Raw genomic sequence first — 20,450 nt, 5'->3', positions numbered from 1 at the left:
GTCTTATCGCGGATCTGCGGTAATGGCGGCGTGCGGATACTGGTGGCCGAAGATGAGCGTGTGCTGGCCGACCTGGTGGCCGAGGGGTTGCGTGAGCAGGCGATGGCGGTGGATGTCGCCTATGACGGGGCCGCCGCGCTGGAGCGGCTCGTGGTCAACGACTACGACGTGCTGGTGCTGGATCGGGATCTGCCTCAGGTGCACGGGGACGAGGTCTGCGGGAGTTGATGCGGCGCGGGCAGCCGGTACGCATCCTGATGCTGACCGCCTCCGGCGCGGTGCATGAGCGGATCACCGGGCTGAATCTGGGGGCAGCGACTACCTGGCCAAGCCTTTCGCGTTCGACGAGTTGGTGGCGCGGATTCGTGCGCTCGCCCGGCGGGTCGGGCCGCCGCTGCCTCCTGTCCTGGAATGGGGTGATATCACGCTGGATACCGCGCGGCGGCAGGATCACCGCGATGGCCGCTACCTGCCATTGTCCCGTAAGGAGTACGGTGCTGGAGGTGCTGATGCAGACGCGGGGCCAGGTCGTCAGTACTGAGGAACTCCTGGAACGGGCCGTGGTCCTCGGCTCGGCCGCGGCGACCTGGCTGTGCGTCGACCGCGCCGGCGAACACGTCTACATCTCCGGCCGGTGGTTCCTGGTGATCGGGATCCTCGACACCATCAAACTCGCCCCCGGGATCGACCGATCCGCGCTGATCGGCTGGCCGTACGCGCCCAAGTGGGCTTCGACGGCTACGCCACCACCCTGTACGAGCGCTCCACCGACGAGACCGTCGAATCGGTGCGAGGCCGGCTGACCCACACCGTCAGCCCCGAACACCCCGAAGAGGTGAAGGTCAGCCGCCCGTCCGACGTGCTGACCGCCGAGGCCGCCGCCAATCGCGCGTTCAACGCGCTGTTCTTCGGTTTGGGCGCGGTGGCGCTGCTGGCCGGCGGGGTCGGCATCGCCAACATCATGGTCATCTCGGTGCTGGAACGCCGCCAGGAGATCGGCCTGCGCCGTTCACTGGGCGCGACCCGCGGCCAGATCCGACTGCAGTTCCTCACCGAATCGATCACCCTCTCCGCGCTCGGCGGGGTGGCCGGCGTCGTCATCGGGCTGGCCATCTGCCTCGGCTACGCCGGATATCAGGGCTGGCCACTGGCGCTGCCCGTGGAGGCCATCACCGGCGGCACCCTGGCCGCCATCGCCATCGGCGCCGTCGCGGGCCTCTACCCCGCCCGCCGCGCCGCCCGCCTCACCCCAACCGAAGCCCTCGCCACCGCCTGAAAAGAAACCCACCCACACCGGCGCGAACCGGTGTGGGTGGGTCTATGTCCGTCAGGCGCAGGTGTATCCGGACGGAAGAGCGGTGTTACCGTTCGGGCGGCTCACCTGGAAGCCGGCGCTGCCCGTGCTGGCTCCGGGAGCGAGAGTTCCGTTGTGACCGACATTCCTGATCGTCACGGTCTGCCCGCTGACGGTGACGGTGCCGTTCCACGAGCCGGTCAGCGTGTGCCCGGCCGGCAGCGTCAACGTGACCGTCCAGCCGGTGATCGTCGAAATGCTGGTGTTGGTGATGGTCAGAGGCTGAATCACATACCCGGTGGCCCACTGGGTCTGTACGGTCGCGACGGCCGTGCAGGTTCCGGTGGACGCGCCCGGCTGGGTGGTGATCTGGACGGTGTTCGAGACCGGCGACAGGTTGCCCGCGGCGTCCCGTGCCCTGACCTGGTAGCGGTAGGTCGTGTTCGCGGTCAGGCCGGTGTCGGCGAACGAGGTCGTGGTCGAGGTGCCGACCTGGGTGAAGGTGCCTCCGGTCGCGCCGGGCGCGCGCAGGACGTCGTAGCCGGTGACGCCGACAGCGTCAGTTGAGGCGGTCCAGGCCAGCGTGGTCCCGGTTTGCGTGGTTCCCGAGGCCGCGAGGCTGCCCGGAGCCGTCGGCGGGATGGTGTCGCCGGTGCCGGCCGCGGTGGTGAAGGTCACCAGAGCGGAGTTGCCGGACAGGTTGCCGGCGCCGTCCCTGGCTCGGACGTACACCTGGTACTGGGTGCTCGCGGTCAGTCCGGTGACGGTGAACGAGTTGGTCGTCGGCGAACCGAGCTGCGGGTCGGTGGAGCCCTGCTCGCGGTACACGTTGTAGCCGGTCAGGCCGGAGCCGCCGGTGTCGGTGGACGCGGTCCAGGTCAGCGTGGCGCTGGTGGCGGTCACGTTGGACGCGGCCGGGGCGCCCGGGGTGCTCGGCGGGGTGGTGTCGGTCGGGGACGGGCTGGAGTCGGTGAGGGTCGGGGTCGTCCAGTCCCGCCAGTCGGCCAGGTTGCCCTGCGCCCGGGAGGAGATCCTGATCGCGCCGGCCGCGTTGCCCGTACGCAGCAGGAACTTCTGGATGTTCTGCTGGAGCGGGGTCCGCCACTCGGGCCGGTTGGCGCAGTGAGTGCCGTCCGCGACGTCGGACCAGTAGGTGATGTTGTCGCCCGCGCCCAGCGCCCGGTAGACCTCGGCGCCGCCGAGAGCCGCGACGCTCGCGGACCGGGGGCCCAGGTTGGCGATGTGCGGGTTGTCCATGATGAACAGCCCGCGCGGGGCCACCATGGCCACCATCTGGTGGGTGTCCACCGGGAGCCTGTTCGGGCTGCCGGTGAAGGTGCCGAACGCGTCGCCGAACCACGGCTGCTCGCCGTAGGCGCTGCTCAGGCTCTGCGCGCCTTCCCCGGGGACGCCGCGGAAGATGGGAACACCGGCGGTGCCCGACTCGATCGGCATGGTCAACGCGATCCGCTGGTCGAACACACCGGCCACGAAGGCGCCCTTGCCGAACCGGGAACATCCGGTGACGCCGGTCGAGTCAGCCTTGAGGATGTTGCCGCCGGACTGCTCGATGACGTCGATGATCCGGCTGACACCCCAGCCCCAGGCCATGAGCAGGCCGGTGCTGCTGGTGTTGCCGTAGATGGTGTAGAACGCGCCCTGCTTGTTGTTGCGCGGCGTGCCCTCGCGTCCGACCGTGTACGGGTCGTAGTTGATGACGGCGGCGCCGGCCGCGCGGATGGCGGCCGCGTCGGCGCCGAAGCCGCCGTAGACGACCACGGCCGGGAAGGGTCCGGTGCCGCTCGGCAGCGAGACGCTCGCCGAGAAGCTGGAGCTTCTGCCGTTGTGGTTCACATTGACGGTGATGTTGGTGTTGGTGACCGTACCGGTGACAGTGGTCGGCTTCGGGGGTTTGTCTCCGTAGACGAAGCGCTCCGACAGCCTCTTGATCTCTTCCCGTCGGCAGCGCCAGTCGCCCTTGGTGGCAATCCGGGTGTTATCCAGTTTCCTGAAAGGATCGGGCAGCCTGGTGTTGGTGGGTAAGGATCCCTCGGAGGGCAGGGTCACCGGGCAGTCGGCGCCGTCGTCCTCAATTCCCACAGCTGCGGCGGCCTCGGTGGTTGCTATCGTTATCACTCCAGCGACCGAGAGCGTCGCCGCCACCGCGAGCGCGACGACCTTCCTGCGGATCACGGAGCGGCTTGAGCTAATGATCACTAGGGCTCTCCCTTCCGGGTGGGGTGTTGGCGCTCAGTCTGGGAATCCGTTCGAAACACGTCAACGCTATGACCGAAATGTTTCGACATTTGATGTCTTGCGATACCTCTGAGCTGGAAGTACATCAAGACCACTACCGAAATTTTCGGAAACTAGCTGAATGGTAGGCACGTTATCTGCTGCCTGGCCCGATAGGCCGAAATATTTCAACACCCTCGCCCGGCTCTCGGCATCCGCGTGCCGATCGCCGAGTTCAACGTCGGAACGGTCGGCTCGCCGCGCTGACGGATTGTGAGAAGGAGACATTTCGGTTGATCGCGCGCGGGCTATAGGTCGCTGCACGGTCGAAGGCACGCGTCAGTGATGTCCGCACCGCTGAGTGGGTACGAAACCGGTCTCGCGGTCCTCAGCAGGACGGACTAGACGATGGTCGAGTTGAGTCGGGCCAGCCCGAAGCCGAGTTGGCTGTAAAGCTCCAGCTGGTCGAAGTATTCGCGGTGCGTGACGATCTTCCCGTTCTCAACATGGGCGGCGCAGGTGGCGCGAACAGTGATGCGGCGGCCTGTTCCCTCGATCTCGTCCCCGTCCGGCAGGAGAAAAGGTCCCGTATGGGTGCCGGTGTAGGTCCATTCAGTGATCGCAGGGTTATCGCAGTCGGCGAGCTCCAGCCACGCCGTCGCGTGAAAATCGGGGAATCCTTTGAAGTACTGCTCATAGTGCCAGGCGATCTGCTCATGCCCTTCGGCTATGCCGGCGGGCGCGACGTAGACGGCGTCCACGCTGTAGCAGTCGAGCACTCTCTCCAGATCGTGCGAGTTCGTCGCGATTTGCAGCTGGCGTTTGAGGTCCCACACTGCGGACATGGATCCTCCCCCAGGCCAGATCCGGATATAAAGGTCCATTCCACGCTACTCAACGAGAAACCAGTCGCTGGTCACAATTGCGTTGTACGTGAACCAGGGAAGAGGCCCTGGTTTCCCGGTCAAGCCAAGGGCGCCTATCCCCTGCCCAGGGCGCTTAACTCATGGTCAGCTCGCTAGCGCCGGCTCCCTAACGCAGGATGCGCAGCAGGTGGGCGACCTGCGCGGCGACGGCGTCCCGGGCGGGCTTGAGGTATTTGCGCGGGTCGACGACCTTCTGGTCAGCCAGCACCCGGCGGACCTCGGCCGTGAACACCTTGTTCAGCTGAGTGGCAATGTTGATCTTCGTCATACCGCCGCGAACGGCCTTGGCGAGCCCTTCGTCATCGACGCCAGAGGAGCCGTGCAACACCAGCGGCACCGGCACCGCCTCGCGCAGCGCGGCGATCAGCTCGAAGTCCAACGCGGCGTCGCGGGTAAGCATCGCGTGCGACGTACCCACAGCGACGCCGAGCGCGGCAACACCGGTGGCGGCGACGTACGCGGCCGCCTCGACCGGATCGGTCCGCACACCGGGAGCATGCACACCGTCCTTCCCACCGACCTCGCCCAACTCGGCCTCCACAAAGACCCCCGCCCGACGCACCACCTCAGCGGTCGCGACCACATTCTCCTGGTACGGCAAAGCCGACGCGTCAAACATCACCGACCCAAAGCCAAGCGCCACGGCCTGATCCACCAGCTCACCCCGAGTCGCATGGTCAAGATGCACCGCAACCGGCACCAACGCACCCGCCGCAAGCTCCAAACAGGCAACACCGAGAGCCACCAGCCCACCGTGATATTCCACGGTGTTCTCACTGACCTGCAAAATCACCGGCACCCCGGCCTGTTCAGCACCGGCCACAATGCCCTGCGCATGCTCAATCTGGATCACGTTGAACGCACCCACGCCCCCACCGACGGCGTACGCAGCGGCAATGATCTCAGTCGTGGGGGTCAGCACTGTGTGCCCTCTCTCTCGAATTCCAGCGGTTCCGCGGCGATGACCGCGAGATTGTCCCGGTAGGCGGTGTGGTCGGCCTGCCCCGCCAGCGGCGCGCGCACGGCCGCTGCCGACAGGGCGGCGGCGTGCCGCAGTGTCTCGGCCCAGTCCCAGCGGCCGACCACGCCCATCGCGATCGCCGCCACAGCCGCGTCGCCCGCGCCAGTGGGGTTGCCTTCGGTGTACGGCGGGACGGCCCGCCACCGGCCCTCGGGGGTGTCGGCGTGCAGGCCGCGCGGCCCATCGGAGACGACGACGGCACGTGCGCCTAACTCGCGCAGCCGCAAGGCGCCGTCGCGGACCGACGTGGCGGCACCGAACGTACGGCTCAACTCGTCCACGTTGGGCTTGACCACGTGCGGCCGCGCGGCCAGCGCGTTGACCAGGGCGTCGCCCTCGGCGTCCACGATCGTGGGCACACCACCGGCCAGCCCGGCGAGCACGGCGTACGCGTCGGCGGGAAGCCCGGGCGGCAAGCTGCCCGATAAAACAACGGCCGAGGCGCGCGGCAACCAGCGCGCGAAGTCAGCCTGGAACGCGGCCCACTCGGCGGGGGTGATCCCCGGGCCAGGCTCAGTCAGCATGGTCACGCCACCATCGGCGACGACCGCGACGGTCCTGCGGGTCTCACCGGACACGCGAGTGAAAGCGGCCGGAAGACCAGCCGACGCCACGAGACGGTCCCCGTCAGGACCGCCCGCCAGGCCCAGTGCCATCACCTCATACCCAAGCGCGTGCAGCACGCGAGCGACATTCAAACCCTTGCCACCCGCGCGCACGGACACCTCCGCAACACGGTTGGTGGCGTCGAGCGTCAGACCCGGCACCCGATAAGTGACATCGAGAGCGGGATTGAGCGTGACCGTGAGGATCACCCGAGCACCCCGGGGGCGTCACCGAGCTCGGCGGCCAGTCGCGTGGACACGTCCGTGAGCAGGTCCTTGGACGAGTCCGTGGGTACGGGACGCACGGTGGCGTACTGGGTGAAGGGCATGGCTACCCCACGATGACCGAGCGGGACAGGTGCTTGGGGGTGTCACATTCCAGGCCGCGGTGGCGGGCGTACGCGATGGCCAGGCGGTGGACCAGGGTCAGTTCGGCCTGTGGGTCGATGGTGGCGACGCGGAGGGTGGCTCCGGTGCCGGTGATCGCCTCGGTGACGTCTGCGGGCAGCGGGCTGAACGACCACACGAGGGTCTTCTCGGACGCGCATGCGATCGGCCCGTGCCGGTACTCCAGGGTGGCGTACGACTCGGTCCACAGCCGGGCCGCTTCGCGGCACTTGAGCGCGGCCTCGTCGGCCAGGCCGAGGGTCCAGCCGGTGCCGAGAAAGACGACGTGGTTGTAGTCGGCGGGGTTGGCGACCGGCGGCTCGGCCAAGGCGGCGCGGGCGAGGTCGGGCAGGGTAGCCACGTCGTCGCCGATGGAGGCGCGCAGCAGGGTCAGCGCGGAGGTGGCGTACCGGGTCTGGACGACTGACTGCTCGTCGGCGAAGTCCATGACGATGGTGTCGTGCGCGACCTCGGTGATCGGCGAACCGGGGGTGCCGGTGATCGCGATCGTACGGGTGCGCTTCGACAGCTCGCGGCCGACGTGCACCAGGTCGCTCGTGGTGCCCGAGCGCGACAGCAGGATGACCGCGTCACCGGGGTCGGCCAGGTCGACGGCGTCGAGTTCGGTGGCGATGGCGGCGCGGGTACGGCCCTGGCCGAGTTGCTGCCGACGGCGGGCGTAGCTGTCCAGGATGTAATAGGAGGTGCCGCAGCCAAGGCCGAGTACGCTCGCACCGGCGGCGGGCAGCGCACCCGCGCGGGCGGCCAGCTCAATGGCACGACTCCAGGTCTCCGGCTGACTCTCGACTTCGGCCTCGGTACGGCGGGCCAACTCGGGGGCGGTCGTTGCGGTCACTGCTGTGTCTCCTGGAGAGTCGGTGATGGTGAGGGAGTTCGAGGGCCCCGGCGAGGGACGGAGATCCTCGCGCCGACCGTCATGGAACTGGCCACCCGAGGGATAGTCGTTACCGTCGTTTCACGCAACAAAGATCACACTTCAGACATTACCGACATAGCTGCCGCCGACGTTACAAATGTGCCCAATTTCGAGACGTCCTACCGGCACCGCGGACGGCGATCCCGACCCACTGCCTCACCTCGATCGCCGAGGCCGGTGCGGCGACTCGGCGAAGGTTTGTGGACACAACGCTGGAGGGAAACCGATCAGAGAACGGATTCCGCCAGACCACCCGCCCATTGAAACGACCGGAAGTACGGTCCAGGTCGCCGTGAACCCTTCTTTCGACCGATCCGGGCTCAGTGCCCGGGGCCGCAGGATGAGGCCCATGCCACCCGAAACGCTCCCCCTGACGCCGGCAGCCGCGGAGGCCACGACCACCGCCTCCGGCCGGCCGCGTATCGCCGCTCTCGATGTTCTGCGCGGGTTCGCCCTGTGCGGAATCCTGCTGGCCAACGTCAAGCCGATCGCTCACATGCTCGACACCGAATCGCTCGCAGCTTATGCGGCGCCGCCGAGCCCGGATGACTCCTGGCTGGGCGTGGGGCTCTTCGTCGACCAGCGCTTCTTCCCGATGTTCTCCCTGCTGTTCGGCATCGGTTTCTCGCTGCTGCTGGACTCCGCGGGACGCCGTGTCCCGCGCCCGCGAGTGCTCCTGCTGCGGCGGCTCCTGGTGCTGCTCGCCATCGGCCTGGCGCACATGCTCCTGCTGTGGTGGGGGGACATCCTGACCATTTACGCCGTCGTCGGCCTGGTGGTGCTGCTGCCCTCGACCTGGCTGCCGCGCTCGGCCGTCGCGGGGCTCGCCGCCGTCCTCATCGTGACGCCGGTGATTCTCGGCAGCAACGGCGTGCCGCTGGTCCCCGGCCTGTTCCTGCTCGGCTCGGCACTGACCCGGTACGGCGTGATCGACAGGTTCGAGGGCTCCGCCCGTGTCCCGGCCGCGCTGGGCCTGGCCTTCGTGGCCGGGGCGGTGCCCGCGGTGTGGCAGCAGATCGAGTCCGGGGCCGCCGGCAGGGCCGATTTCGGCTCCTGGTTCGCCGTCGCCGGACTGCTGATGGCGGGTGCGTATGTGTGCGCCCTACTGCTTCTGCTCAAAACGCCGCTCCGGCCGGTGCTCCGGGGAGCGTTCGCGCCACTGGGCCAGATGGCGCTGACCAACTACCTGTCCGCCACGATCCTGGTCCTGCTGGCCACCCGCCTCATCGGCAGCTCACCGGACGGCTGGTCCGAAACGACGGTTGTCCTGATCGCCGGAGCCATCCTCCTCCCGCAATGGCTGGTGTCCACACTCTGGCTGCGCCGCTACCGCCAAGGACCCCTGGAATGGCTCTGGCGCTGGGCCACCTTGGCCCACCGCCCGCCCTTCCGCCGTACCCCCTGACCAGCCGCACCCCTGACCGCCGGGCTCAGGCGCTGTCGAGCGTGGGCCCAGGCAATCTGGCCCTGGGCCCCAGTCGCTACCTAACGGTCAGGGTGCGGGATGGGTGGGAAAGCCCCGGTCAGCCCGGGGGGAGGTTGCCGTTCTTGGCGACCGGCAGGGCCAGTTGGCTGGCGCCGGAGAGGGTGGCCTGCTCGATCGGGAGGCCGGCGAGGACGGGGTTGATGTGCCGCAGGGTCAGCGAGACCGTCGGCAGCGCCGGGGTGGAGAGGTCGAACTTCTCCAGGTCGATCCATCGGACGATGTTGAACACCTGGGCTGGGATGTTGTCGCCGGCCTTCTGCACCGGGACGCACAGCTGGCGGGCGGCCAGGATCTGAGCGCCGTGCGTGGGGATCACCGGGGTCAGGACGGGGTTGAGCTGACGCAGCGACAGCTGCTGGTTCAGCAGGGTGTTGGGGGTGATTGCGTAGCACTTGAGGTCGATGTGCCGGATAAGTGACAGCACCTCGGCGGGTGGCGCCACGTTGTTCTTGATGACCGGCACACACAGCTGCTGCGGCGTGTTCATCGAAATCTGGGTACGCGGCAGGGTCTGGAACAGCGGGTTGAGGTGGCTGAGCACGAGGCCCGTGGTCACCGTGGCGCCGGAGATCTTGTAGCAGGCCAGGTCGATGAACCTGATGAAGTCGAGCGCGGGCGACGGCGGCATCTGGTTGTTCTTGGCGACCGGAACGCACAGCTGCTCACGCTGGCCGAGGGTGACGGTCTCGATCGGCAGGTTGCCGAGCACGGGGTTGATGTGCCGCAGCGTGAGTGTGGTGGCCGGCGGCTGGTACGGGCTGGTCTTGAAGCATTCGAGGTCGAGGAAGGAGGTCAGATCCTTCGGCGTCGGCAGCGCGAGCGCGGTGGCGGGTGGCACGCAGAGAAATGTCACGGCGAGCACGGCGACGGCGGCGGACGCGAGGCGCTGGAGCATTGATTTACTGCGCCTGGGAATTACGATTACGGCTCGGTCCATTGCGGCTCCTAATTCTGGGGGCGGGCCTGCTTGCCACCGAGTGTGTGCCGCCACAGCCGGACTTACAATATAATTGACCACTTTTTGTGGTACCGCGATATTACGGGCCGACGGACTGGCGATTTATTAACGGGAATAAAAGCAATGCCGGGTCGTTGAAATTTCAATGCATAAGCATAAGGCGTTGGGTATGCCTGCTACCACAGCGAGTACCGGTACCGTGCCAGGCGAATTAGCTGACGCCCGGCTCCGGCGGACGCGCTCAACCGCACGTTGACCGGCTGGTCCGAGTCGTATGTCGGGTGTGCGGGGGTGATCGGCACGAGAGCGGCGACCGATGTCGCGACAGCCAGGGCGATCGACGTCCGCTCGACCGTGCGGTCAATTCACACCTCATCCCATTCAGGAGTGCGGAGCGCCAGGAGATTATTCTCTAATCGGGAACCCGTCCAGCAGGACGATTAAGGGTCGCGATCCGGTCAGGCATAAAACAAGGCGCAGGGGCGCCATTGGGAATGCTGTTTCGCGGTCACCAGGAACGAGGAAGGCGACGCACTCGGCCGAAATCAGGGTGTGGCCGATGAAAGCTTCACCGTGCGCTCAGGGCTGCGGGCTTCCGGCCGTGCTGATTTCGCTCAGACGGAGGATCCGCGCTCGCGACTCACGGTCGGTCGTTGGTGGCGAAGAATCGGCCGAGGTCATCGGCGATGTCCCGGATCGCCTGCCCCGCAGCGGACAGCGCTCCCGGGAAGTTGAGAAACGCGTGCATCGTGTCCTCGTACTCCAGGTAGCTGACGTCCACTCCCGCCTGGTCCAGCCGTCCGGCGTACTCGCGAGCCTCGTCGCGCAGCGGGTCGCGGCCGGCGCCGAGGATGAGCGCCGGCGGGAGCCCTTCGACGGTCTGCGCGCGCAGCGGCGCGGCGTAGGGCGTGACGGGCTGCCCGGCCAGGTACTGGGCCTCGTACCACTCTTCCAGACTGGAATCTAGCAGGACGCCGTCGAAGAGCCGGCTCGACTCGGTGTCCCGGCCGAAATCGAGCGCCGGGTAGCAGAGGATCTGCCGCAGCACCTGAGCACCGCCACGATCGCGGGCGAGCAGGCAGGCGGCCGCGACGAGATTCGCACCGGCACTCTGCCCACCGGCCGCGACACGCCCGTCGCCACCGATCGCGGCACCGTTGGCGGCCAGCCATTGGAAGGCGTCGTACGTGTCGTGAAGGGCCGCCGGAAACGGATGTTCCGGGGCAAGCCGGTAGTCAAGCGAGGCCACATTCACCCCGGCCCGCCGGGCCAGCGCCGAACAGGCCACGTCCACGTCAGCAAGCGACCCGCCGACGAAGGCGCCGCCGTGCAGCCAGAGGAGCAGCGGGCGCGGTGTCTCCACAGCGTGCCGATACAGCCGGACGCGCAGCGGCGTCTTCCCGCGGAGCAGCGGCTCATTGGTCTCCTGGTGGGGCAGCGGCTCGTCGCTCTCTCCGCGAAGCAGCAGCCCGTCGGTGTCCCGGCGGAGCAACAGCCCGTCGATCTCCCCCCAAGGCAGCAACCCATCGCTCTCCCCCCGAACCAGCAGCAGGTCAGTACGGACCCGGACGGGTTCCGCGTGCCCGGCCACTTCGGGGTCGGGCGGGCTCGCCCGGTCGGCGACAAGGTCGTCATAGGTGATTGGCCCCGCCTGGGGGCCGATGAGGTCGAGGAGGGCCGAGGTCTCCGGCGCGAATCGCGCGTCACGTACCGTACGAGCAAGAATGTTGATCACCCCAACGTGAGAATGGGCCGCGCCTTACCGCGCGGCCTCGACGGCGGTCAGCCGGCCGAGGTGGATGGCGGCGTGCCAGTAGGGCGCCGCGTTGGGCACCGACATGACGTACTGCGCCAGCGATCCGACGCTTGTCGCCTGCGGATGCCCGAGCCCGGTCGGAGCCCGCCATCCGTCCTCGCCGTAACTCCGCAGTTCGGCGAGGAGCGCTTCCTGGACTGCGGCGTAGCGATCTGTCAGCAGGTCCACGGGAAGGTCACGGCCGGCGGCGACACCCGATTTATTGAGCAGTTGGCCCGCCTCGCGCGTCTCCCACGCTGATCGCAGGCTCCAGTGCGCCCGTCCGAGCCGCGCCTCCGTGAGCACCGCCAGGTTGATCTCGTCCCACATCAGCACATGGGCCACAAGGTCGCGCAACGACTCGCAGAAGTCGCCGAGCGGGCCGCCGGCGACGCTGTATCCGGCAATCAGGTCTTCTTCCGAGCGTTGCGCGACCTCCGCCAGCAGGAGTCCCCGATCCACGCGGACTCTCCGGGCGGCCTTTCCCATCGGCAAGGCGCTTTCATCCGTACTCACGATGCGGCCTTCGCGGCCCGGTGGCCCGCCGCCGTCCTGGTGGGCCCCAGCGGCAACGCGCTTCCATCTGTACTCACGATCGTGCTCCGTATTCATGCAGGACATGGCTGTCACGTCCGTCCACGGCCAGGACGTGTCCCCCCGAGAGCAAAGGGCACGCCGGTCGGGATGGCGAGTGGACTGACGATGTTCGGCAATCGTCCTGCGGTGTCAGCGGAGGAGGAGCCGGACGAGGTCCACGCCGACCGACTCGACCGCCTCCACCTCAAGGGCGTACTGGACGAAACGCCCTTGGCGTCTGGCGCGGACCAGACCGGCGGACGCCAGGGCGCGAAGATGCCGCGTGACCTGGCTCGGGTCCATGCCCCACAGAGCCGCGATCTCGCCGGCGGTTCGCGGCTCGCTGGCGATCGCCCGGCACACCTCCAGGCGGCCCGCGTGGGCGAGAACGGTGAGCCGTGAGAGTACAGCCGGGGCCGAGGGCACCACGCCCTGATCGGGGTGGGCGTCGTGGATCAATAGGAGCGGCTGACCTGGGATGTTCGCGACGTACACATGCGGGTGGACGAAAGCGCTCGGAGCGATCGCCAGGCCGCGGCGGGAGACGTCGTGGCGTCTGCTCTGGACTTTGGCGATGACAACGCTGTTACCGCGAACGCTCACCGCCGGGTCCAAACAGTCCAGACCAGCCGACCCTCCGAAACGTTGGAAAATGTCCTCGATCTGCCGTGCTCGTGAAACAAGATCCGTTTGTACGGTGTGCCACTCGTCGCGAAACCACTCCTGCCAGGTGGCCGCGAGAAAGTCCAGAAAGCGCCCAACCGCCGCCTGAGGCTGATCGATCAGCGCGTCGACCAGAGCGGTGACGGCCGGGCCCCGAGATTTTCCCCATTTACGGGCCGCGGCCGGATCTCCGGCACCCGATACCGGCCGCAGCAACTGATTCGCGAGTTCACGCGCCGGAATCCGCCGCATCTGCTCAACCTGCCCGGAGAAGTCATTCCGGTCCGAATTCCCGGTGACGCGCACGAACGGGGTCGCGCGGATCGCCTGAGTCGCCCAAGCCCACGTCCGTGACTGCTCAGCGAGAACAGGGCTCATGCCCGCGAGCACATTCTGCGCCCATTCCTCACGACCGTGATGCTTCGGCTGACCCAGCACGTGCAACGCGGACCCGAGTTCGATCAAGGGCGCCACAACGACGTGAATACGCTGAAGCGACCTCAGCCCGGCGACGATGATCGGCATACCACCCGGCTCCCGATAGGGCTGCTTGACGAACAACCCGATATCGGTCAGTTCCTACGATTTAGGAGCCAGCCTATGCGTTGTAGCCGCCGTGGGCGTCCAGCACCGCGCCCGTGACGTACGACGCGGCGGGGCTCGCCAGGAAGGCGATCGCCGCGGCGATCTCGTCGGGGTGGCCCATACGCTGCAGGGACAGCGAGCTGACCATGCCCTTGAGGGTTTCGGGATCCGGCGGTTGCATGCCGCTCTCCATCAGTCCGGCTTCCACGACGTTGGCCGTGATGCCCCGGCGGCCGAGATCCCGCGCGACGCCCATGGTGTATCTCTCGACGCCCGACTTGGTCGCCGAGTAGTCGGCCAGGCCCGGGACGCCGACCCGGGTGCCCAGCCCGGAGCTCACTGTGATGATGCGGCCGCCCGTACGCAGCACGCGGGAGGCAGCCCGGATTACGGCGATCACGCCGAGGTAGTTGGTGGCGTGCATCCGGTCCAGCGCGGCGGTGTCGACGTCCGGGTCGTCCACAGTACGGCCCTGCTCCACCGAGATCGCCGCGTTGTTGACGAGGATGTCCAGGCCACCGAAGCCCTCGACCACGTCGTCGATCAGCGCCGGCGCCCGGCCCAGGTCCGCCTGGTCGGACTTGAAGGCGGCGACCTTCGCGCCCTTGCCGCGCACCTCGTCGACGACGGCCTGCGCCTGCTTGTCGGAGCTGACATAGGTGAACGCGACGTCGGCGCCCTGTTCGGCCAGCAGCCGTACGGTCGCGGCTCCCAGCCCGCGGGACCCTCCGGTGACCAGGGCGACCTTGCCCGTGAGCGGCTTGTTCATTCTTCCCACCTCGCTGATCGATCCTCCAAAGAAAGTCGTAACACTAGTAGTTACGACATCCTAGTCGCAACATTTGCTGTTACGACTGTGCGGTCGTAGCATTGCGGCCAAGAGGAGAGGGTTCATGAGCGCCAACAGCAGGTTGACCATCGCCGCCCACGCGCTGGCCTGGATCAGCCTCTACCAGCGCCAGGGCCACGAGGTCGCCACTTCCGAGCAGATCGCGAGCAGCGCGAACACCAATCCCGTGGTGATCAGGCGGCTCCTCGGCGAGCTGCGCAAGGCCGGGCTCGTGGAGTCCCGGCGCGGCGTCGGCGCGGGCTGGTCGCTGGCGCGCGAACTGACGTCGATGACCCTGCTCGACGTGTACGAGGCAGTGGAACCCGGCCCCCTGTTCGCGATGCACCGCGCCACCCCTGACCAGGGATGCGTGGTGGGGTACGGCATCCAGCCGGCCATGCAGGGCATTTACGAGGGCATCGAGGAGACCCTGCGGCACGAGCTGGCCCGTGTCACGCTGGAGGACGTGGTCCGAGACGTCCTCGCGGCACCTCGCTAGTACATACGGCGTGCTCACGGCCGTGATGAGCTTGAGTCGCCGCCGCTGGCGCACTTGCGTGGTGTGTATATCCTCTACGCGATCTTCGCGGCACGATGGAGGGGGCGGTCGCAGGTGCGCTCAAGGGATACTCCCGTTGTCCACGCCGGCCACCTCGGCTACGGCCTGGCCGGCTCAAAGGCCGTCGTGGTGCTTCTGCCGGACGGTGCGCCGCCCGCGCGGGTCCTGCTGGTGCCGTCGGACGGGTCGGCGCCTCGCCCGCTGACAGCTGGGCCGGTCGAGAAGGTGCCCGGCTGGAGTCTTGGACCGTACACGCGGGTGGAGCTTCCCGACGAATTGGGGCCGGGGGGTTATGCCGTACAGGTGGAGTGTGCTGATGGGCGGAGCGTGCAGGGTGAGCCGTTCGTCGTCGCGGCCGATCGTTTGCAGCGTCAGACCATGTCCGATGTGCTCGCCTATTTCAAGGCCATGCGTTCCAGCGGGGAGATCGACCGCAAGGATCGCCGGGCGGCGTTCTGGGGTGATGACTCCGGCGCCACCGTCGACGCACGCGGTGGGTGGCTCGACGCGAGTGGTGACACCAGCAAGTTCCTCAGCCATCTGACCTATACGCGCACGATGAGCCCGCAGCAGATTCCGCTGTGCGCCTGGGCAATGCTGGCCGCGCGTGACGCCATCGCCGTACGCCACCCCGCCCTGGTGCGCTCGCTCGGTGCACGCCTGCGCGACGAGGCGCTGTGGGGGACCGACTTCCTGGTCAGATTCCGCTCCGCCGAAGGCTGCTTCTACACCGGGATCTTCGACGCGCTGACCAAGCGCCTGGAGGAACGGGTGGTGACCGCGCCGCTGCCCGAGTGTGTACGCACCGACCGCTACCAGGCCGCCTACCGGCAGGGCGGCGGGCTGGCCATCGCGGCCCTGGCCCGAGCCGCCACGCAGGACGACGACGGCGACTTCACCCGGGCCGAGTACCTGTCCGCGGCCCGGCTCGGCTTCGCCCACCTCGAACAGCACAACCTCGACTACCTCGATGACGGCACCGAATCCATCGTCGACGACTACGCGGCACTGCTGGCCGCCGCCGAGCTGGTGGCGGCCGGAGTCGCCGACGGAGCACCCGAGGCCGCCAGACGCCGGGCCCGCACGCTCGCGGCACGCTACACCCGGCCCGCAAACGCCCCCGGCTGGTTCGTCGCCGACGCCGAGGAGCGCCCGTTCTTCCACGCCGCCGAAGCCGGCCTCCCGGTGCTGGCACTACTCAGGTTCGCCGAGGTCCTGCCCGGCTCTCCCGAAGCCGCGCAAGCCGAGGACGTGGCTCTGCGCGCGATGCTCGACACGCTGGAACGCACTTACGCCGTGGCCAACCCCTTCGGATACCCACGCCAGCGGGTCCAGCCAGCCGACGCGGCACCCAAGGACGCCTTCTTCTTCCCGCACGCCAACGAAACCGGCTACTGGTGGCAGGGCGAAAACGCCACAATCGCCTCACTCGCCGCAGCCGCGTGCGCCTGCGCCGCCCTCGACAACGTCACCGAGCCCGACCGCCACCGGCTCAACGCCTTCGCCGACGACCAACTCGCCTGGATCACCGGCCGCAACCCCTTCGACGCCTCCATGATCCACGGACGCGGTCGCAACAACCCCGACTACACCTCGGACTTCCCGAACATCCCCGGCGGGATCGTCAACGGGATCACCTCCGGCTGGAGCGACGAGGAGGACATCGCCTTCCTCCCGCCCGACGCACCCCCGGGAGACTCCTGGCGCTGGGCCGAACAATGGATCCCGCACACGGGCTGGTTCCTCCTCGCCGTCGCCTCCGCCCACTGACCAACCACGATGTTCTCCGACGCGCGCAGGAGAGATGTGCGCATACGGCATGATCTCCGTCATGACATCGCTGCCCGCTGCCTCGGCTGACAGCCTCTGTTCCTGCTCCACCCGTGCCTCGGCGGACCCACGGTTCGTCACTTGGTGTCCCGCATGTGAAGGGAACCTCGGTCCCGCGCCCGACGCTCAGCGCGGACGCTCCGCCCGGCGGCAGGACGCACGACGGGCGGCCGACCGCGCGGCCGTCGAACGGCTGTACGCGGAGATCTCCGGCGAAGCGACCTCACGCCCATGGCGCGACGGGGCATGGTTCACTGCCATGACCATCGCGGGCGCGGTGCACCTGACCACTGCCGTCCTGGCAACGGGTTCCGTCTGGCTCCTGGTCAACGGGACCTTCCTGATCAGGTTCCTCGGTGTGGTGGGCTTCGCCACCGCCGTTCTGCTCCGTCCGCGCCTGGGCCGATTCCGGCGCGACGAATGGTCACTGAACCGAACCGAAGCACCCCACCTGTACGGCATCGCCAACCGAGTCGCCGCCGAACTGGGCGTGCGGCCCGTCGATCTGATCCGCGTCGCCCCGGAATTCAACGCCAGCTACGGCAAGACCGGCCTGCGCCGGCGCAGCGTCCTCACCATAGGCCTGGCCTTATGGGAGGTGCTGACTCCTCAAGAACGCGTCGCACTACTCGGGCACGAGTTCGGGCACGCCCGCAACGGCGACAGCCGTCGCGGCCTGTGGCTCCACTCGGCCTCCGAGGCGCTGGCCAGCTGGTACGAGTTCACCCGGCCCAGCAGAACCTTCACCACTGAGTCAGACCCTTTCACCATGATCGGCAACGCGACCGCCACACTGCTGCTGATCGTTCCCCACAAGCTCACCGGCCTGATCCTGCTCCTGCTGCACCGCTACACGCTGCGCACCGGCCAGCGCGCCGAATACCTGGCGGATGACCTGGCCGCACGCGTCGCCTCGTCGGCGGCGACCCGATCCATGCTGGAGGCACTGGTGCTCGACAAGAGCGTGGAGCACCTGTTCCAACGCCAGACGGTCATTCGCCGGCAAACGCGCTCTTCCCGCATCAACTCCCGCCGGGGAGACGACTTCGATCTGTGGCAGGAGTTGCGGGAGTACATCACTTCGATCCCCGAAACCGAACGCCTGCGGCGACTGCGAGTGTCGGCCCTGCACATGGCATCGGTGGACACGACCCACCCGCCCACCCACCTGCGTATCCGGCTCGCCGACGAACGACCGCCCCAGGAAGCCGCGATCACCCTCCGGGAAACAGAGATCGCCGCCGTCGAAACCGAGCTGACGGCCGTCCGCGCCCGCGCGGCTCACGCCGTACTCACCTCGAATTACTGAGGACCTCTGGGTGACCCCAGAGGTCCTTCTTCGGTCAGGCGACGTAGGACGCGAGGTGTTCGCCCGTGAGGGTGGAGCGGGCGGCGATGAGGGTGGCGGGGGTGCCTTCGAAGACGATTCGGCCGCCGTCGTGGCCGGCGCCGGGGCCGAGGTCGATGATCCAGTCGGCGTGGGCCATGACCGCCTGGTGGTGCTCGATGACGATGACCGACTTGCCGGAGTCGACCAGACGGTCGAGCAGGCCGAGCAGTTGCTCGACGTCGGCGAGGTGGAGGCCGGCGGTCGGCTCGTCCAGGACGTAGACGCCGCCCTTCTCGGCCATGTGGGTGGCCAGCTTGAGGCGCTGCCGCTCGCCGCCGGACAGCGTGGTGAGCGGCTGGCCGAGGCTGAGGTAGCCGAGCCCGACGTCGGCGAGCCGGGTGAGGATGGCGTGCGCGGCGGGGGTACGGGCTTCGCCGGCGCCGAAGAACTCCTTGGCTTCGGTCACCGACATGGCGAGCACCTCGCTGATGTCGCGGCCACCGAAGTGGTAGTGCAGCACCGAGGCCTCGAACCGCTTCCCCTCGCACTCCTCGCAGGTGGTGGCGACGCTGGCCATCATCGCCAGGTCGGTGTAGATGACGCCGGCGCCGTTGCAGTTGGGGCAGGCGCCCTCGGAGTTGGCGCTGAACAGGGCCGGCTTCACGCCGTTGGCCTTCGCGAACGCCTTGCGGATCGGGTCGAGCAGGCCGGTGTAGGTCGCCGGGTTGCTCCGTCGCGAGCCGCGGATCCCGCCCTGGTCGATCGCCACCACACCAGTACGGCCGGAGACCGACCCGTGAATTAGCGAACTCTTGCCTGACCCGGCGACGCCGGTGACGACGACGAGCACCCCGAGCGGGATGTCGACGTCGACGTCGCGCACGTTGTGGGAGGTCGCGCCGCGGATCTCCAGTTTGCCGGTGGGCGTCCGTACCGTCTCCTTGAGGGCGGCGCGGTCGTCGAAGTGGCGGCCGGTGATGGTGTCGCTGGCGCGGAGTCCTTCGACGGTTCCTTCGAAGCAGACGGCTCCGCCTGCCGTACCGGCGCCGGGGCCGAGGTCGACAACGTGGTCGGCGATCGCGATCGTCTCCGGTTTGTGCTCCACAACGAGCACCGTGTTGCCCTTGTCCCGCAGCCGCAGCAGCAGGTCGTTCATCCGCTGGATGTCGTGCGGGTGCAGGCCCGTGGTCGGCTCGTCGAAGACGTAGGTGGTGTCGGTGAGCGAGGAGCCGAGGTGGCGGATCATCTTGACGCGCTGTGCCTCGCCGCCCGACAGGGTGCCCGACGGCCGTTCGAGGCTGAGGTAACCCAGCCCGATCTCCACGAACGAGTCGAGGGTCTGCCGCAGCGTCGCCAGCAGCGGCGCTACGGACGGCTCCCCCAGGCCGCGCACCCAGTCGGCCAGGTCGCTGATCTGCATCGCGCACGCGTCGGCGATGTTGATCCCGCTGATCTTCGACGAGCGCGCCGCTTCGCTGAGGCGGGTGCCGTCGCACTCGGGGCAGATGGTGAACGTCACCGCCCGCTCCACGAAGGCGCGGATGTGCGGCTGCAGCGCGTCCACGTCCTTGGCCAGGAACGACTTCTGGATCTTCGGGATCAGGCCCTCGTACGTCAGGTTGATGTTGTCGACCTTGATCTTGGTCGGCTCCTTGCGGAGCAGGTCGTGGAGCTCCTTCTTGGTGTACTTGCTGATGGGTTTGTCCGGGTCGAAGAAACCGCAGCCGCTGAAGATGCGGCCGTACCAGCCGTCGACGCTGTAGCCGGGGATCGTGATCGCGCCCTCGTTGATCGACTTGCTGTCGTCGTACAGCTGGGAGAGGTCGAAGTCGGTGACCGAGCCCCGGCCTTCGCAGCGCGTGCACATGCCGCCGGTTCGGCTGTAGGACTGTTTCACGGTCGTGCTGTTGGCGCCGCGGTCGATCGTGATCGGACCGCTCGCCCGTACCGAGGCGACATTGAACGAGTACGCGTTGGGCGAGCCGATGTGCGGCTGCCCGAGCCGGCTGAACAGGATGCGCAGCATCGCGTTGGCGTCGGTGGCGGTGCCGACGGTGGAACGGGGGTCGGCGCCCATCCGCTGCTGGTCGACGATGATCGCGGTCGTCAGCCCGTCGAGCACGTCGACCTCGGGCCGCGCCAGCGTCGGCATGAAGCCCTGCACGAAGGCGCTGTAGGTCTCGTTGATCAGCCGCTGCGACTCCGCGGCGATCGTGCCGAACACCAGCGAGCTCTTGCCCGAGCCGGAGACACCCGTGAACACCGTCAGCCGGCGCTTCGGGATCTCGATGCTGACGTCCTTGAGGTTGTTCACGCGCGCGCCGTACACGCGGATCAGATCGTGGCTGTCGGCCGCGTGCAGCGTGGGCGCCTGCGCGTCCGTCCTCGTGGACATGGTCATCCTGTCTCCATCTGTTGGTCGGGGGGGGGTCGC

The 20,450-nt window shown here is 68.0% G+C and carries 17 protein-coding genes and 2 pseudogenes; 6 read left to right on the top strand and 13 right to left on the bottom strand.

Annotated elements, in window-relative coordinates; genetic code table 11:
• Window positions 1-30: 30 nt before the first annotated feature.
• Window positions 31-560, top strand: a pseudogene (locus tag Acor_RS42460) (response regulator transcription factor); the annotation flags it as partial.
• Between the two features lie 227 nt (window positions 561-787).
• The gene (locus tag Acor_RS42455) at window positions 788-1,276 is read left to right on the top strand and encodes an ABC transporter permease (RefSeq protein WP_170317205.1); all 489 of its coding nucleotides are present in this window, start codon (window positions 788-790) and stop codon (window positions 1,274-1,276) included.
• A 51-nt stretch (window positions 1,277-1,327) separates the two neighbouring features.
• On the opposite strand, the gene Acor_RS46490 is transcribed toward Acor_RS42455, so the two are convergent.
• From Acor_RS46490 to Acor_RS33640, 7 genes and pseudogenes are all read right to left on the bottom strand, one after another.
• Window positions 1,328-2,197: a fibronectin type III domain-containing protein gene (locus Acor_RS46490; RefSeq protein WP_422664850.1), complete on the bottom strand. Its 870-nt coding sequence runs from the start codon at window positions 2,195-2,197 to the stop codon at window positions 1,328-1,330.
• Between the two features lie 327 nt (window positions 2,198-2,524).
• A pseudogene (locus tag Acor_RS46485) lies at window positions 2,525-3,148 on the bottom strand (glucuronyl esterase domain-containing protein); the annotation flags it as partial.
• Between the two features lie 782 nt (window positions 3,149-3,930).
• Window positions 3,931-4,374: an ester cyclase gene (locus tag Acor_RS33655; RefSeq protein WP_155340810.1), complete on the bottom strand. Its 444-nt coding sequence runs from the start codon at window positions 4,372-4,374 to the stop codon at window positions 3,931-3,933.
• 187 nt (window positions 4,375-4,561) lie between these two features.
• Window positions 4,562-5,377 (bottom strand): class II fructose-bisphosphate aldolase, encoded by an 816-nt coding sequence (locus tag Acor_RS33650; RefSeq protein WP_155340809.1) that lies wholly within the window; start codon window positions 5,375-5,377, stop codon window positions 4,562-4,564.
• Complete coding sequence (locus tag Acor_RS33645) at window positions 5,371-6,291, bottom strand: 1-phosphofructokinase family hexose kinase (protein WP_155340808.1); 921 nt, start codon at window positions 6,289-6,291, stop codon at window positions 5,371-5,373. The genes Acor_RS33650 and Acor_RS33645 overlap by 7 nt, the downstream gene beginning before the upstream one ends.
• Window positions 6,288-6,410 carry a hypothetical protein gene (locus tag Acor_RS45680; RefSeq protein ID WP_281353289.1) on the bottom strand — a complete coding sequence of 41 codons (123 nt, stop codon included), beginning with the start codon at window positions 6,408-6,410 and terminating at the stop codon, window positions 6,288-6,290. The genes Acor_RS33645 and Acor_RS45680 overlap by 4 nt, the downstream gene beginning before the upstream one ends.
• 2 nt (window positions 6,411-6,412) lie before the next feature.
• Window positions 6,413-7,324 (bottom strand): SIS domain-containing protein, encoded by a 912-nt coding sequence (locus Acor_RS33640; RefSeq protein WP_218034635.1) that lies wholly within the window; start codon window positions 7,322-7,324, stop codon window positions 6,413-6,415.
• Window positions 7,325-7,754: 430 nt separating this feature from the next.
• Between Acor_RS33640 and Acor_RS33635 the strand changes: the two genes are divergently transcribed.
• Window positions 7,755-8,810, top strand: a complete 1,056-nt coding sequence (locus Acor_RS33635) for a DUF418 domain-containing protein (protein WP_155340807.1) — start codon at window positions 7,755-7,757, stop codon at window positions 8,808-8,810.
• A 118-nt stretch (window positions 8,811-8,928) separates the two neighbouring features.
• Here the strand turns inward: Acor_RS33635 and Acor_RS33630 are convergent, their stop codons facing one another.
• The 5 genes from Acor_RS33630 to Acor_RS33610 form a co-directional block, all read right to left on the bottom strand.
• The gene (locus tag Acor_RS33630) at window positions 8,929-9,786 is read right to left on the bottom strand and encodes a hypothetical protein (protein ID WP_246239497.1); all 858 of its coding nucleotides are present in this window, start codon (window positions 9,784-9,786) and stop codon (window positions 8,929-8,931) included.
• A 703-nt stretch (window positions 9,787-10,489) separates the two neighbouring features.
• Window positions 10,490-11,584: an alpha/beta hydrolase gene (locus Acor_RS33625; RefSeq protein ID WP_155340805.1), complete on the bottom strand. Its 1,095-nt coding sequence runs from the start codon at window positions 11,582-11,584 to the stop codon at window positions 10,490-10,492.
• A gap of 24 nt (window positions 11,585-11,608) precedes the next feature.
• Window positions 11,609-12,106 (bottom strand): maleylpyruvate isomerase N-terminal domain-containing protein, encoded by a 498-nt coding sequence (locus tag Acor_RS33620; protein WP_155340804.1) that lies wholly within the window; start codon window positions 12,104-12,106, stop codon window positions 11,609-11,611.
• Window positions 12,107-12,370: 264 nt separating this feature from the next.
• Complete coding sequence (locus Acor_RS33615; protein WP_155340803.1) at window positions 12,371-13,408, bottom strand: ArsR/SmtB family transcription factor; 1,038 nt, start codon at window positions 13,406-13,408, stop codon at window positions 12,371-12,373.
• A gap of 73 nt (window positions 13,409-13,481) precedes the next feature.
• On the bottom strand, window positions 13,482-14,237 hold the full coding sequence (locus Acor_RS33610) for an SDR family NAD(P)-dependent oxidoreductase (protein WP_155340802.1): 756 nt from the start codon (window positions 14,235-14,237) through the stop codon (window positions 13,482-13,484).
• Window positions 14,238-14,361: 124 nt separating this feature from the next.
• Between Acor_RS33610 and Acor_RS33605 the strand changes: the two genes are divergently transcribed.
• From Acor_RS33605 to Acor_RS33595, 3 genes are all read left to right on the top strand, one after another.
• On the top strand, window positions 14,362-14,796 hold the full coding sequence (locus Acor_RS33605) for an Rrf2 family transcriptional regulator (RefSeq protein WP_155340801.1): 435 nt from the start codon (window positions 14,362-14,364) through the stop codon (window positions 14,794-14,796).
• Window positions 14,797-14,910: 114 nt separating this feature from the next.
• Window positions 14,911-16,626: a glycoside hydrolase family 9 protein gene (locus tag Acor_RS33600; protein WP_155340800.1), complete on the top strand. Its 1,716-nt coding sequence runs from the start codon at window positions 14,911-14,913 to the stop codon at window positions 16,624-16,626.
• 319 nt (window positions 16,627-16,945) lie between these two features.
• On the top strand, window positions 16,946-17,995 hold the full coding sequence (locus Acor_RS33595; protein WP_170317204.1) for a M48 family metallopeptidase: 1,050 nt from the start codon (window positions 16,946-16,948) through the stop codon (window positions 17,993-17,995).
• Between the two features lie 34 nt (window positions 17,996-18,029).
• Here Acor_RS33595 and Acor_RS33590 read toward each other — a convergent pair whose 3' ends face one another.
• Entirely contained in the window at window positions 18,030-20,417 is a 2,388-nt protein-coding gene (locus Acor_RS33590; RefSeq protein WP_155340798.1) for an ATP-binding cassette domain-containing protein, read from the bottom strand.
• Window positions 20,418-20,450: the final 33 nt, after the last annotated feature.

Origin of the sequence: Acrocarpospora corrugata (assembly GCF_009687845.1) — a bacterium.
GTDB lineage: Bacteria > Actinomycetota > Actinomycetes > Streptosporangiales > Streptosporangiaceae > Acrocarpospora > Acrocarpospora corrugata.
This window is presented reverse-complemented; position numbering and strand designations above follow the sequence as displayed.

Coding starts and splice junctions, on each gene's coding strand:
- Acor_RS33590 (WP_155340798.1), bottom strand. CDS start 20,417: ATGACCATGTCCACGAGGACGGACGCGCAGGCGCCCACGCTGCACGCG.
- Acor_RS33595 (WP_170317204.1), top strand. CDS start 16,946: ATGACCATCGCGGGCGCGGTGCACCTGACCACTGCCGTCCTGGCAACG.
- Acor_RS45680 (WP_281353289.1), bottom strand. CDS start 6,410: ATGCCCTTCACCCAGTACGCCACCGTGCGTCCCGTACCCACGGACTCG.
- Acor_RS33610 (WP_155340802.1), bottom strand. CDS start 14,237: ATGAACAAGCCGCTCACGGGCAAGGTCGCCCTGGTCACCGGAGGGTCC.
- Acor_RS33635 (WP_155340807.1), top strand. CDS start 7,755: ATGCCACCCGAAACGCTCCCCCTGACGCCGGCAGCCGCGGAGGCCACG.
- Acor_RS33630 (WP_246239497.1), bottom strand. CDS start 9,786: ATGCTCCAGCGCCTCGCGTCCGCCGCCGTCGCCGTGCTCGCCGTGACA.
- Acor_RS33605 (WP_155340801.1), top strand. CDS start 14,362: ATGAGCGCCAACAGCAGGTTGACCATCGCCGCCCACGCGCTGGCCTGG.
- Acor_RS33615 (WP_155340803.1), bottom strand. CDS start 13,408: ATGCCGATCATCGTCGCCGGGCTGAGGTCGCTTCAGCGTATTCACGTC.
- Acor_RS33655 (WP_155340810.1), bottom strand. CDS start 4,374: ATGTCCGCAGTGTGGGACCTCAAACGCCAGCTGCAAATCGCGACGAAC.